Below are 13343 nucleotides of genomic sequence, written 5' to 3'. Positions count from 1 at the left end.
GCGGTGTATAGAAAGACCACGCTAGCGAACGGCCTTCGCGTGCTCACGGAAAGCATGCCCGCCGTGCGCTCGGCGAGCATCGGGATCTGGGCCGACGTCGGTTCGTCGCTGGAGCGGCACGAACAGCGCGGGATCTCGCATTTGGTCGAGCACATGCTCTTCAAAGGCACGCAGCGCCGCAGCGCGCGCGAGATCGCCGAAACGATGGACGGCGTCGGCGGCAACTTGAACGCCTTCACCGACAAAGAGACGACCTGCTATTACGCCAAGGTCATCGACCGGCACGTGCCTCTCGCGCTGGACGTGCTCTCCGATATGTTTCTCCACTCGCGCTTCGACGCCGAAGAGCTGGCCAAGGAACAGAAGGTCGTCCTCGAAGAGATCAAGATGTACGAGGATTCGCCCGACGAGCTGATCCACGATCTCTTCTTACAGACGATGTGGAGCGGGTCGAACCTGGGCGAACCCACGATCGGCTTCGTCGATACCGTTACCGCGGCGACGCCTGCCGATCTGCGCGCGCACATGGCTCACCACTACGCGCCCAATTCGGTCGTCGTGGCGGCGGCGGGGAACGTGGAGCACGAGCCGTTCGTCGAATTGGTGGCCGAATGTTTCGCCAACTTCAAGGGCGCGAGCGATCGCTTCGAGCCGGATTCCCCCTCGCCGACGCCCTCGGCGCTGGTTCGTCAGAAAGACAGCGAACAAGCCTACGTGGTACTGGGCTCGCGCGGCCTCTCGGTGCGCGACGACCGGCGCTATGCGCTCTCGGTTCTCGACACGGTCTTGGGCGGCGGCATGTCGAGCCGGCTCTTCCAAGAGATCCGCGAGAAGCGCGGCTTGGTCTACACGGTCTATTCGTTTCAAGCGGCATATCGCGCGGCGGGGCTCTTCGGCGTCTACGCGGGTACCTCGGCCGAGAACGTGCAGCCGTGTATCGACGTGGTCGCGGAACAACTCGCGGCGCTGCGCGAGATCGAGATCGGCGACGCCGAGCTGCATCTTGCCAAGGAACACATCAAGGGAAACCTGACGCTCTCGCTCGAGTCGACGTCGAGCCGCATGATTCGCCTTGGACGCAACGAGTTCGCGCTCGGCCGGCAGATAACGCCCGAGGAGATGGAAGAGTGCGTCGATTTGGTGAGCGCGCCGGAGATCAGGCAGCTGGCGCAAGAGCTGTTTTCCGAAGATCAGCTCGGTTTGTGCATCCTCGGACCCGTGGACGAAGCTTCAATAGAATGGAACCGTGACGCCGCATAGCGTCGCACACGAGCTTCTCACCCCGACTCTCTTCTCGGGACGCTTGATCGGCGCAATGCTGATCACGTTCATCGTGCAGGGCATCACGATCGGAGCCTACTCCGCGCGCCTCGCGGGCGTGCAGACAAAACGGATCGCGACTTCGATCTCGCTGTTCAATCTGTTCGTGACGGTCGGCCGGCTCGCGACGCTGTTCTCGATTTTTTTTGTCGCTCCCTTGGCGGATATGGCAAGCGACGCAGTGGTAGCGGACCGCCACGATCCCGTGCTCGCCGCCGCGTGGCAGCATAATTACGATTTGCAGCTGCGCCTGATCATTTTGGCGGGTACGGCCGGCATGGTGATCTTCGCATTGCTGCTGCCGATGTTCGTCTATCTTTTCCGCCGCGGCGTGCACTCGTTCGAGTTGCGCGGTTCGGTACCGCACGCGCTCGCGCAGTTGCTCAAGCCGAAGAACATCCGGGACGTCGTGCGCGCCGAGCACTTGCCGACGTGGGAAGAATTACGGCAGTTCGACTGGCATACGATTCCCCGCCGCCTCCTGATATTCAACGTCGTCGTGACCGGTATCTACGCGATCGGGGTCCCGGCCGCGTTTCTCGCCGCCGTGCTCGATCCCGCAGTCCGCGTGACGGCGTCGAGCCTCTCCGGCATCATCAACGGGATCGGCACGATCTCATTCACGCTTTTCGTCGATCCGACGTCCTCGATGATCACCGATCAGGCGATCCATGGGAAGCGCACGGTCGAGGAGGTTCGGTCAATGGTGTTTTATCTCTCCGTCACGGCGATTGCGGGGACGCTGCTTTCGCAGATCGTCTTTTATCCCGCCGCCGTCATCATCGAATACGTAGCAAGGTTTGCTCTTCATGTGCATTTCTAAATACGCCGCGCTGGGTGCGCTCGTGCTCTTTCTCGGCGGCTGCGCCGGTCCGATCGAGCATTGGATCGTCGATACGCGCGTGCATCAGGGCGAAACCGCGCTTGCGCGCGGCAACGTCAGGGACGCGGTGCTGGCGTACAGCCTGGCGTTACGCGTCGATCCGAACGATCCGCGTGCCCGCGCCGGGTTTGTCGAAACCTCGGCCGCGCTCGCGCAGGACGATTATTCCAAAGGCGATTTCGACGACGCCCTTGCGGCGATTGCCAGCGGGCTGAAATACGATCCTTCGAGCGTGCGTCTGGCGGCGCTGCGCGGCCAGCTCGAGGACGCCAAGCTCAAGCGCGAGATCGTGATCTCGAACTATCCGACCTACAAGGACGCCGGTATTCAGATCCAACACGCGTACCGGCAGCTCGATGCTTCCGACAAGTCGATCCTTGCCGCGCTGAAGCGTTTCTCGTATACCTACGATACCGACGAGCTCACGGCCGCGATCAAAGACAGCTACGATCTCGAGCTTGACGTCGCGCGCCTCACCAACCGTCTGATCACCTATCGTCAGGTCGTCAGCTCCGGCGTACCGGAGACCACCCACAGCACGAGCAACGTCAATGCCGCTTCGCTCCTGCCCCTGCCGTAAGCGGCGATGATCGCCTGGTTCGAGGCCCTTCCGTTGTTCTCGGGAGCTGTTCTCATCGTCGGCGGATTCGTCGCGCTTTCGCTGCTTTTTGCCCGGCTCGTCGGACGTATCGCGCGACCGGACGTCTTGCGCGAGCACAACGATTTGACCGGTTTCATCTTTGCCGTCGTGGGCGTGGTCTATGCGGTGATCCTTGGTTTCATCACCGTCGGCGTCTGGGACCGCTTTCAAGCGGCTGAGGCGCGTACCTACGACGAGGCGAGCAGTCTGATTTCCGTCTATCGCGATGCGAGCGGATTCTCGAACGGTACGCTGCTTCGCCACGATGTGCGCTCGTACGTGATAAATGTGATCGACCGGGGATGGCCGGCCCTCGAGAACGCGCGCGAAGGTACGCTCACCGGCATCAGCGGCGAAATTTTGGCGCGTGACGCACGGCGCACGCCGCTTCGAAACGAACGCGACGCCGTGCTGTACGGGCATATGCTGGGTGAGGTGAGCGAGGCGCTGCTGGATCGCGACGCGCGGCTGTCGGAGGACTCGACCGGCCTCAACGGCGTGATGTGGTTCGTGGTCTTGGCCGGCGGCTTCATCACGGTTGCCTTCACCTCGCTCTTCGGCTTTCGCCAGAGCGCGATGCAGACCGCGATGCTCGGCGCGCTCGCTCTCTTGATCGGAATGGTCATCTTTCTGACCATGAGTCTCGATTTTCCGTTCCGAGGCGCGGTTCGCGTCGAGCCCCACGCCTTCGAGCGCGCGCAGCGCGTCTTCGATCAGGTCGACGCGGCCGATCCGGTACGCCCGATGCACAGGTGACGGGAGTCGAGGAACGCGCGGCCTCTACCGGCAGCTTCCGCCTTGCGGAAGGCGCGCCAGAACGCGTCGGCGCCGGGACGTTCGTGCGCGGGATTCGTGACATAGACAGGCCACTGCGCGTTCGGATCGAGCACCGGGAAGCGCTGCAGCCACGCGCAGAGTTCGAGGTTGCGCCGTAAGCGGTTATCCTCGATCGAGATGAAGTAGCGCGCCCCCTTGCGGATCGCGCTCTCTTCGTCGAACGGCGTCCACAGGTACGGATCCTCCTCCCAACCGTAGCGGTCGATGTAATAGAGAATGTCGGGACCGTAGTGGCCGACGACGACCAGCGAACCGGGTGCCAGCGTATGATCGAGCGTGACCGCATTGCGATACGCCGCCTTGTTGTAGGCGTAGTACGGCGCAATCGCGGCGCGCGCTTGCACCAGCGAGGCGAGCGCGACGAGCGGGACCAGCGCAACGATTGCGTAGCGCGACGCCGGAGCAGCGTCGACCGTTCCAACCCACGCGATGAAGCGCGCGACGAGCGCGCCGATGACCAGTGCGCAGAGCGGCAAGAGCGGCGCCATGTAATAGTCGACGCGTTCGACCGTCACCACGACGTACATGTAGGCAATGCCGCCGATCAGCCACCCCCACAGCAGCGCCCTGCTGCGCGCGTTCGTCCAGACGAGCGCGACGAATCCGGCGATCGAAAGTGCGAACGGAATCGTGCCGAGCATGGTCGCGCGCAGCATCCCGAGCACTTCGCGGAACTGGGTGAGTTTGAGCGTGAAACCGCTGATGCTGCGCAAGGCCGACTCGAGGCCCGGGATGACGTGCAGCCTGGTGATGCCGCTCGCCCAATGCCACTCCGCCTGTTCGCTCACCCGCACGTCGTAGAGCCATAGAATGATCAGCGGAACGACCAGTAAGACCATGACGGCCGTGGGCCGCATCGTGCGTCCGCTGCGCACACGTTCCCAGAGCGTACCGATTACCGGAACGAGCCCGACGACGGCGACCGGCTTGGCCAAATAGGCCAACGTGAGCAGCGCGGTCGCGCGCGCGAGGGAGCGTTGGGAGAAGATCTCGTCTTCCACGATGAGCCGCGTGACGACATAGAGTGCGGCGGTGAGGAAGAACACCATCGCCGTGTCGGGCGTGAAGGTGCGCCCATAGTAGATGCTGCCGGGAAAGATCGCGTAGAAGAACGCCGCCGTTAGCCCCGCGATCGCGCTGGGGGGCCCCAGGTGCAAAGCACCGGGGGAGCGCGCAGCCGAAGGCGGAGCGCCTTTTGAACGTGCCGGGGTCCCCACTTGCTGCCAAGCAAGTGGGGAGAACAGCCAGCGGCCGAAATAACCGACGACCGCGACCGTCCCGGCGGAGAAGAGCAGCGTGATCAGTCGTCCGAAGATCGCGTGCACGCCGAAGACCTTGTACAGCGAGGCCGCCAGAAACGGAACGATCTGCAGCTCCAGCTCGACGTAATTGGGCGGCGGCCCGTCGTAGTTGGTCTGCGGATACATGATGTTGTACCGAAGCAGTGCGAAGTTCCGCGCGATGCTCGCCGTATCGCCCTGCCGCCAGGCCGGATGATCGAGAATCGGATCGTGGATGCCTTTGAGGCGCAGGACCACGGCAAAGAGCACGATGACGAGCAAAAGAAGAGTAAAGCGCCGGTCCAAGTCCCGGGAAATCGATGGCTGCGTATCAACGTTGGTTTGGCGCGCCCTAGGGGAATCTTCGCTTACCGACACGTTGAGCGCGCCATGGTTGGGGGGCCCCAACGAAGTTGGGGGGCGCGGAGCCCGGGGCGGAGCGCCTTTGAACGGAGCCTAGGCCGGAGCACCCTTGAACGTCCAGTATTTGTTGACGAAGAAGTTGACGAAGATGCCGGCGACCGTGCCGACGAACCACGTGCGGTGGCCGTGGCCGAAGAACGGCGCGACCATGGCGGATACGATCAGCCCGAAGATCAGTGCGATCACCGAAACGGTGAGAAACTGCACGCCTTCGCGAACCGCGTGCCCGCTCGAGCGAAATGTCCAGACGCGGTTGAGCCAGTAGTTCGAGACGCCACCGGCGAGAAAGCCGATCGAGTAGAGCACATCGTAGTGCAGGGCGAGCGTATGTTGCGGATCGAGGCGCTGGAGAACGGTGAAGACCACGAGATTGACGATGAATCCCGACGCGCCGACGATCCCGAATTTGACGAACTGACGCACGCCGCGGCGCTCCATCAGGGCAGCGATGCGGCTACGCAACCCAGTACCAATTCGCAAAGAGGACGGTGAAGAGTCCCAGGAGCGGCAGGAAGAACGCGACGATCAGGTTGTTGACCCAGGGCTTCTCGCCGTCGCGAGCGAGGATTGCGTACATCGGAAAGAGCACGAGCGCAAAGCGCGGCATGCTCATCAGGCTCGAGGTCGACATCGGAATCAGGATCGAGAGCGCCATGTAGGCAATGTACGACGGCCGCAACTGTTTCCAGCCGCCGATGAGCACGGCGACCATCAGCGCGGTGAAAGCCAATTCCATGCCCTGGTCGGCGATCGTCTGACCTTGCGTAGCGTGCAAGATGCCGTGAACGGAGTTGATCACGCTCACCCAGGGTGCCGCAAAGTGGCGGTTCCAATGGATCTGCACGTGCGAGAAATAGAGCGGATCGCCCACGAGCACCCACAGGTACGCCATGTATGCGAGCAAACCGAGCGGGATCAGGGCGCCCGCGTAGAGGTCGCTGCGGTGGCGGCGCAGATTTGGTTTGTACTGCATGTACCATTCGATGGCGAACGGAACGACCAACAGTACGCCCTCGACCCGTGTCATCGCCGCGAGGAGCCCGATTGCGCCGGCCAGCCACCAGCGGTGTGCGCGCATATAGTAGAACGATGCGACCGTCAGCATGAAGAAAAGCGATTCGGTGTAGACCGCCGAGAAGAAGAACGCCGACGGGAAAATCGAGACGTAGAAGATCGCGCGCCGCGCGACCGGACGATCGTATTCGTGCTCGAGGAGCTTGTAAAGGTAGAGCAAGCCGAAGAAGAACGATGCGTTCGAAATCAGCAGTCCGGCGATGAGGTGATTGCCCACCAAGAGCCCGAGCAGATGAATCAGCAGCGGAAAGAGCGGGAAGAACGCCATGTCCGTGCCCTGATATCCCTGCGAGGCGATCGCGAGATAGTGGACGGCGTCCCAGCGGCCCCAAACGTTGAGGAGCAGGTTCGTCGATTCTTGCACGTGCTGACCGGCGCGCTGACCGATGATGATGGCGGCGAGCTCCGCGATGACGATGATGGCGGTGCGCGTCACGACGAAATCGAGCAGTACCTCGCGCACCGTCTGGTTGAAGCGCGCGGCGATCAGAACTTTGCCGAGACAAAAGAGCGTCGCGCAGATGGCGAAGGTGCGCGACTCGCCGTGCGTGAGCGCCGGCGCAAGTACGAACGTGAGCCAGAGTAGGACGAACGGCGCCCAGGTGAGCGCGTCGTAGCGCAGGGAGCGCGCGTAGGTGGCCCCGGTTCTGCGAGAAAAGTAGTGGGCGTAGCGCTGCCAGAGCCACAACGTCGCCGCGATACCGAGCGCGAGCGAAACGAGCAGCCCTGCGTCACTGAGCAGTGCGTGATGGCGCGGAACGATCAGCGTGAGCCACGCAAAGAAGCCGAGCGTAAAACCGGCGAGCGCAACGATTGCGCACGGCGCGGGACCGGCGGCAAGTAGATCGACTGTGGCGGGCGTGCGCATGACGGGGCGCGAGCTATGAGCGTGGGCAGACACCGCGCATTTCTTAAAGGAATCGGAGTAGTTCCCTTGTAGAGGCTGAGCGGCATGGTCAACTCGCTCGATTTCATCAAGGTTACCGAGAGTGCGGCGCTTGCTGCGTCCCGCTACATGGGCAGGGGCGAGCGCGATGAAGCCGACGGTGCCGCCGTCGAGAAAATGCGTGAAGCGCTCGGCGAAATGGAGATCTCGGGGCGGATCGTCATCGGCGAAGGTGAGCGAGATGAAGCGCCGATGCTGTACATCGGCGAAGAAGTCGGCCGTGGAGGGTTCGAGGTCGACATCGCGGTCGATCCGGTCGAAGGCACGAATCTGGTCGCCAACGGCTTACCCAATTCGATCGCGGTGATGGCGATCTCCGAGCGCGGAGGTCTGCTGCACGCGCCCGATTCGTATATGAAAAAATTGGCGGTCGGGCCGAAGGCCGCTCCGTACGTGCACATCGACGCACCGGTACTCGACAATCTCGAAGCAGTAGCAAACGCGCTCGAGAAGCCGCTGGCCGACGTCTGCGTCGTCATCCTCGACCGTCCTCGTCATGCCGAGCTGATCAGAGAGGTGCGCGAAGCCGGCGCTCGCATCAAGCTGATCTCCGACGGCGACGTGGACGCATGCATCGCGACCGCGATCGACACCACCGGGATACACGTGGCAATGGGTACCGGCGGCGCGCCCGAAGGCGTGCTGGCCGCAGCCGCGATCAAGTGCTTAGGCGGAAATTTCATGGGCCGCCTCCAGCCGCGCAACCAAGAGGAAGCGGATCGCGCGATCGCCATGGGATTCGGCAACCTCGACCGCGTTTTGATGATCGACGACCTCGTGAAGAGCGACAGCGTCATTTTCTGCGCGACGGGCATCACCGACGGCGACCTGGTACGAGGGGTCCGGTTTTTCGGCAACCACGCGCGTACCCACTCGATTCTCGTCCACGCAAATGGGACGGTGCGGTTCATCGAGTCGATTCATCTGCTCAGGGCGCGCCCGCGTTAGATAGACGATATGCAAACTCACGACTACGATCTCGTCGTCCTCGGAGCCGGCTCGGGCGGTTATGCGGCGGCTCGCGTTGCAAACGAACTCGGCGCGAAGGTCGCACTGGTCGATCACGGTCCGCTCGGCGGCTTGTGCATCCTGCGCGGCTGCATGCCCAGCAAAGCGTTCATCGCTTCGAGCGATGCGCTGCACGACGTGCGCGAATCACCGGCGCTCGGCATTCAGATCGAGGGAACGATTGCGGCCGACATGCAGGCGGTCGCGCTGCGCAAACGCGCGCTCGTCAAGGAGTTCGCCGATCACCGCATCGAGGGTATCAATACGTTTCCGGTCCATCTCGGGCACGCGCAATTCGTCTCGGACGAAGCGGTGATGGTCGGCGAGGACATGCGCCTGCAGGCACGCTCGTTCATCATCGCAACCGGCAGTTCGGTCGCTCCGGTACGGATACCCGGGCTGAGCGAAGCGGGATACATCGACAGCGACGGTGTGCTCGAACTCGAGCGCATTCCGGGGTCGGTCGCTGTCCTGGGTGGCGGTTACACGGCTTGCGAACTCGGGCAATTTCTGGCGCGCATGGGCGCGAAAACCACCGTCCTGATTCGCAGCAACCATCTCCTCACCGACGCGGACGACGACGTCGGCGAGGCGCTCACCGGATATTTTCGCGAGGACGGCATCAACGTCGTTACCTATGCGACCGTGGCACGCGTAGAAAAGCGCGGCCAGCGCAAAGTCGTGCACTACGCGGTCGGTGGCGAGCGGTTGGAACTCGCGGTGGAGGAGATTTTCTTCGCGATGGGGCGCGTGCCGAACGTCGAGGGGCTCGGTCTTGCTGCGGCGGGCGTCGAGTACGATCTCGAGGACGGCATCGGCGTCGACCTCACCTTGCGCACGAACCGCCCGAACATCTTCGCGATCGGCGACGTGATGGACGAGTTCCAGCTCGTGCACGTCGCGATCTACCAAGGCGAGATCGCGGCGCGTAACGCGGTGAGCGGCACGAATGAAGAGGCGGACTACCGCATCTTCGGCGCGCACGCGATCTTCACCGACCCGCAGATCGCGCACGTCGGCATGACCGAGAAAGATCTCAAGCGCGCCGGCATCGAGTATCTTTTCGGACGGTACGATTTTGCCGAGCACGGCAAAGCGATGTGCTTGAACAAAACGCGTGGTTTCGTGAAGATGATGGCTCGCCCCAAGACCGGCGAGATCTTGGGCGCCTCGGTCATCGGTCCGCAGGGGTCCGAGTTGATCCATGAAGTGATCGTGGCAATGAACTATCGTGCGACGGTGGGTGACTTCATGCGCATTCCACATCTTCATCCGACGCTGGCCGAGATTTGGACGTACCCGGCCGAGGAATGTGCGGCGCAGTGCGGCCTGAAGGAGGCGGTCGACCAAATGGTCGAGATGGCTACCAGTGGCGGTGCAGATTAGCGTCGTTCAGGTCAAGCCCGCGAAGGGACGCTACGACGAGAACCTCGCCGAGTGCGCCGAGATCTTCGCGCAGATCTGCGCCGACGGCGGCGCGCCCGATGTGATCGTGTTGCCGGAAGCCGCGCTGACCGGCTATTTTCTCGAAGGCGCGGTCTACGATCTGGCCCGTCCGGCGCAGCGGTTTGCCGACGATCTTGCACGGGCATGGCAGAGCACCGGAAGCGAGCGCGAGGTGGATCTGTGCTGCGGTTTCTACGAGAACGACGACGGAACGTATTACAACAGCGCGATGTACGTCCGCGCCGGTCCGCGGCGCCGCGAGATCCTGCACGTTCATCGCAAGATGTTTTTGCCGACCTACGGCGTGTTCGACGAGGCGCGGTTTCTTTCGCGTGGACGGCGGTTGCAGACGTTCGAGACGAGGTACGGCCGCGTTGCGATGCTGATTTGCGAAGACATGTGGCATGCGATCATGCCGACGATCGCTGCGATCAAGGGAGCGCGCATCCTGCTCGTGCCTTCCGCGGCGCCCGGGCGGGGAATCGAAGGCGCACACGAGTTGACCTCGATCACGCACTGGCGCGAGATCCTGCGCGCCGCCGCCAGCGAGCACGGCGTTTTCGTGATCTACGCCGGTTTGACCGGATTCGAGGGCGGCAAAGGCATGACCGGGTCCTCGTGCGTCATCGACCCGCGCGGCGAGATCATCGTGCAGGGGCCCGAATTCGGCGAGTGCGTGCTCAGTGCGGCGATCGATCTGCGTGACGCCGATCTTGCCCGCGCGTCGTTGCCGCTGCTCGGCGATCTCGAGGCGGTCTTGCCAGACCTCTTGCTCGACGATGAGTTGCCGCTTCCCAAGGGGCGCGCGTGAAAACGCTCACCGTCGTGCGCGCGACGACCGATGCGCTGCAGCTGCCGCCCTCGATCAACCCCGAGGTGGCCGCGCGCTGGCTGGTCGCGTTTCTGCGCGATGAGATGATCGAGCGCCGCGGCATCGGCCGCGCCGTGGTCGGGCTTTCGGGCGGTGTCGACTCCGCGGTCACGGCGTATCTTTGCGCGCGGGCGCTCGGCGCCGAGAACGTGTACGCGATGCGCTTGCCGTACAAAACGTCGAGCCCCGAGAGCTTGGCCGACGCGCAGCTCGTGATCGACGACCTCGGCATCAACGCGCGGACAATCGAGATCACGGCCGCGGTCGACGGCTATCTGCAATTCGAACCTGAAGCGGACGCGCGCCGGCGGGGTAACGTGATGGCACGCACCCGCATGGTCGTGCTCTTCGATCAGTCCGCCAAGCTGGACGCGCTGCCGATCGGTACCGGAAACAAGACGGAACGGCTTCTCGGCTATTTCACCTGGCACGCCGATGACACGCCGCCGGTCAATCCGCTTGGTGACCTGTTCAAAACGCAGGTCTGGGCGTTGGCGCGGTATCTCGGTGTGCCCCAGCGCCTGGTCGACAAGGCGCCGAGTGCGGATCTGGAAGCGGACCAAACCGACGAGGGCGACATCGGTATCACGTATGCACGTGCCGATGCGATCCTTGCGCAGCTCTTGATCGGCTACACCGACGACCAACTGGTGCAGCGCGGCTTCGATCGTCAAGACGTCGTGCTGGTGCGCCGCCGCGTCGATTCGACGCATTGGAAGCGGCACTTGCCGACGACGGCGATGCTGACCAACACGGCGATCAACGAGTTCTACTTGCGCCCGGTCGACTACTGATGGCGTTTTTCCCGGTGAGCCTCAATTTGGTGGGGCGGCGTTGCGTGGTGATCGGTGCCGCGAACGACCGTGAAGCAATCGAAAAGGAGGCGTCGCTGCGCGAATCCGGCGCCGACGTGCGCTGGATCCAGGACCCGTCGGTACTGCGAGACGAGGATGTGACCGACGCGTATTTCGTGATCTCGTGTCCGCTCGACGATGCACTCTCGGCGCGATTGCGGTCGCTGGCAGACGAGCATAAGTTTCTGCTCTGCTGCATCGATCAGCCGAAGTACGGTTTCGTTGCGATGGCGGCGATTGCCAAAGCAGGCCCGGTGCGCATTGCGATCGCCACCAGCGGTCTTGCTCCGCGCGTAGGCAAAATCCTCAAAGCACGGCTGCAGGCTGCGATGGATGCGCGCTTCGCGCGCTTCGTCGAGCGCCTCGGCGAGATGAAGGTGAAGATGCAGCGCGAAAAGCCCGGCCCCGCGCACGCCGACGAGCGCCGCAGCGCGATGATCGAAGCGGCCCGAGGATTCGATGCCGACGTGCGCTTTACGTATCCGCCGTGGTTCGATGCCCCTTAGCGTCGAGCTGATCGCAGTCGGCACCGAGCTGCTGCTCGGCCAGCAGACCGACACGAACTCGGTCTTCATCGCGCAGTCGCTCGCCGCAAACGGCATCGACGTGTACGGCACACACGCGGTCGGCGATAATCGCGCGCGAATCGCGAGTGCGATGCGTGGCGCCCTCGAGCGAGTAACCGGCGTCATCACAACCGGAGGACTCGGGCCGACAATCGATGACGTAACCAAGGAAGCCGTGTGTGACGCACTCGGACTCGACGTAGAATTAAACGAGCCCTCTCTTAAGCAAATGCAAGAATTCTTTGCACAGATCGGGCGGGAGATGCGCGAGAACAATCGCAAACAAGCGTATGTGCCGCGCGGCAGTCTCGTGCTGGAGAACCCGCGCGGCACGGCTCCCGGGTTCGTCGCGTTCGGCGAGGACGGGAAGTTCATCGCGTGTATGCCGGGCGTACCGCGCGAGATGCGCCCGATGCTCACCGACCTCTTAATTCCATTCTTACGCGAACGTTACGCGGTGCGCGAAGCCATCTATACGCGCGTGCTCCACACCGTCAACATCGGCGAATCCGAGATCGACCACCGCATCGACGATCTCTTTCGCGCGAGCGAGAATCCGAAGATCGCCGTCCTCGCTCACGAGGGCTTGTGCGACGTGAAGATCATGGCCAAGACGGATTCGCAAGACCTCGCCGACACGATGATCGCACAACTCGAGACCGAGATCCGAGGCCGCCTCGACGGATTTATCTTCGGCGCCGATGACCTCACGCTGCAAGGCGCGGTGCACGAGCTTCTGCGGGCGCGCGCTGCGACGATCGCGGTCGCGGAGTCGTGTACGGGTGGCCGGATTGCGGCGGCGCTGACCGCGGTGCCGGGTTCGTCGCAGAGTTTCCTCGGTGGGATCGTGGCGTACGACAATGCGGTCAAGGTGGAGCAGCTCGGCGTGAGCGGGCGAACGCTCGAGCGCTACGGCGCGGTGAGTGAAGAGACGGTGGGGGAGATGGCGCGCGGCGTGCGCGAACGTCTCCATACCAACTACGGCCTCTCGACCACAGGCATCGCCGGTCCCGACGGCGGGAGCGACGAGAAGCCGGTTGGTTTGGTATGGTTCGCCATCGACGCAGAGGGGGAAAGCAAGACATATCGTTTTCATTTCCGCGGTGACCGCGACGCAGTACAGCGCCGGGCAACCGTGATGGCGCTCGGTTTGGTTTGGCGTTTTCTAAGCTTGTCACGCTAAGCTCAAGCGCAC

Annotated in this window: 13 protein-coding genes; 10 read left to right on the top strand and 3 right to left on the bottom strand. The window is 63.1% G+C overall.

From position 1 onward, the window contains the following. Positions 1–3 precede the first annotated feature (3 nt). From VMF11_09545 to VMF11_09530, 4 genes are read left to right on the top strand one after another with little or no spacing between them, the layout of a single operon-like run. Positions 4–1260 (top strand): pitrilysin family protein, encoded by a 1257-nt coding sequence (locus tag VMF11_09545; GenBank protein HTU70549.1) that lies wholly within the window; start codon positions 4–6, stop codon positions 1258–1260. Beyond that, entirely contained in the window at positions 1247–2143 is an 897-nt protein-coding gene (locus VMF11_09540; protein HTU70548.1) for a DUF2837 family protein, read from the top strand. Before VMF11_09545 ends, VMF11_09540 begins: the two co-directional genes overlap by 14 nt. After that, positions 2130–2783: a hypothetical protein gene (locus tag VMF11_09535; protein ID HTU70547.1), complete on the top strand. Its 654-nt coding sequence runs from the start codon at positions 2130–2132 to the stop codon at positions 2781–2783. The genes VMF11_09540 and VMF11_09535 overlap by 14 nt, the downstream gene beginning before the upstream one ends. A gap of 6 nt (positions 2784–2789) precedes the next feature. After that, the gene (locus VMF11_09530; GenBank protein HTU70546.1) at positions 2790–3599 is read left to right on the top strand and encodes a hypothetical protein; all 810 of its coding nucleotides are present in this window, start codon (positions 2790–2792) and stop codon (positions 3597–3599) included. Here VMF11_09530 and VMF11_09525 read toward each other — a convergent pair. From VMF11_09525 to VMF11_09515, 3 genes are all read right to left on the bottom strand, one after another. After that, complete coding sequence (locus VMF11_09525; protein HTU70545.1) at positions 3557–5266, bottom strand: glycosyltransferase family 39 protein; 1710 nt, start codon at positions 5264–5266, stop codon at positions 3557–3559. The two genes, VMF11_09530 and VMF11_09525, sit on opposite strands and share 43 nt — an antisense overlap. A gap of 150 nt (positions 5267–5416) precedes the next feature. Beyond that, positions 5417–5845 (bottom strand): GtrA family protein, encoded by a 429-nt coding sequence (locus VMF11_09520; GenBank protein HTU70544.1) that lies wholly within the window; start codon positions 5843–5845, stop codon positions 5417–5419. After that, a complete protein-coding gene (locus VMF11_09515; GenBank protein HTU70543.1) occupies positions 5838–7325 on the bottom strand; it encodes a mannosyltransferase family protein in 1488 nt (495 codons plus the stop codon). Before VMF11_09515 ends, VMF11_09520 begins: the two co-directional genes overlap by 8 nt. An 84-nt stretch (positions 7326–7409) precedes the next feature. On the opposite strand from VMF11_09515, the gene glpX reads away from it, so the two are divergent. From glpX to VMF11_09485, 6 genes are read left to right on the top strand one after another with little or no spacing between them, the layout of a single operon-like run. Continuing rightward, on the top strand, positions 7410–8351 hold the full coding sequence (glpX, locus tag VMF11_09510) for a class II fructose-bisphosphatase (GenBank protein HTU70542.1): 942 nt from the start codon (positions 7410–7412) through the stop codon (positions 8349–8351). A 9-nt stretch (positions 8352–8360) separates the two neighbouring features. After that, positions 8361–9797, top strand: coding sequence for a dihydrolipoyl dehydrogenase (locus tag VMF11_09505; protein ID HTU70541.1), 1437 nt, complete (start codon positions 8361–8363; stop codon positions 9795–9797). Next, a complete protein-coding gene (locus VMF11_09500; GenBank protein ID HTU70540.1) occupies positions 9781–10668 on the top strand; it encodes a nitrilase-related carbon-nitrogen hydrolase in 888 nt (295 codons plus the stop codon). Before VMF11_09505 ends, VMF11_09500 begins: the two co-directional genes overlap by 17 nt. Then, the gene (locus VMF11_09495) at positions 10665–11522 is read left to right on the top strand and encodes an NAD+ synthase (GenBank protein HTU70539.1); all 858 of its coding nucleotides are present in this window, start codon (positions 10665–10667) and stop codon (positions 11520–11522) included. Before VMF11_09500 ends, VMF11_09495 begins: the two co-directional genes overlap by 4 nt. A 14-nt stretch (positions 11523–11536) precedes the next feature. After that, positions 11537–12088: an NAD(P)-dependent oxidoreductase gene (locus VMF11_09490; protein ID HTU70538.1), complete on the top strand. Its 552-nt coding sequence runs from the start codon at positions 11537–11539 to the stop codon at positions 12086–12088. Then, the gene (locus tag VMF11_09485) at positions 12078–13331 is read left to right on the top strand and encodes a competence/damage-inducible protein A (protein HTU70537.1); all 1254 of its coding nucleotides are present in this window, start codon (positions 12078–12080) and stop codon (positions 13329–13331) included. Before VMF11_09490 ends, VMF11_09485 begins: the two co-directional genes overlap by 11 nt. Positions 13332–13343: the final 12 nt, after the last annotated feature.

Source organism: Candidatus Baltobacteraceae bacterium, assembly GCA_035502855.1.
In the GTDB taxonomy this organism is placed as follows: Bacteria; Vulcanimicrobiota; Vulcanimicrobiia; order Vulcanimicrobiales; family Vulcanimicrobiaceae; genus Aquilonibacter.
The sequence above is the reverse complement of the archived record's forward strand: the minus strand, read 5'-3'. Positions and strand labels throughout refer to the sequence as shown.

What these genes read in the sequence shown, in the direction of transcription:
- VMF11_09485 (HTU70537.1), top strand. Translation starts at nt 12,078, where the DNA reads ATGCCCCTTAGCGTCGAGCTGATCGCAGTCGGCACCGAGCTGCTGCTC.
- VMF11_09515 (HTU70543.1), bottom strand. Translation starts at nt 7,325, where the DNA reads ATGCGCACGCCCGCCACAGTCGATCTACTTGCCGCCGGTCCCGCGCCG.
- VMF11_09530 (HTU70546.1), top strand. Translation starts at nt 2,790, where the DNA reads ATGATCGCCTGGTTCGAGGCCCTTCCGTTGTTCTCGGGAGCTGTTCTC.
- VMF11_09535 (HTU70547.1), top strand. Translation starts at nt 2,130, where the DNA reads ATGTGCATTTCTAAATACGCCGCGCTGGGTGCGCTCGTGCTCTTTCTC.
- glpX (HTU70542.1), top strand. Translation starts at nt 7,410, where the DNA reads ATGGTCAACTCGCTCGATTTCATCAAGGTTACCGAGAGTGCGGCGCTT.
- VMF11_09505 (HTU70541.1), top strand. Translation starts at nt 8,361, where the DNA reads ATGCAAACTCACGACTACGATCTCGTCGTCCTCGGAGCCGGCTCGGGC.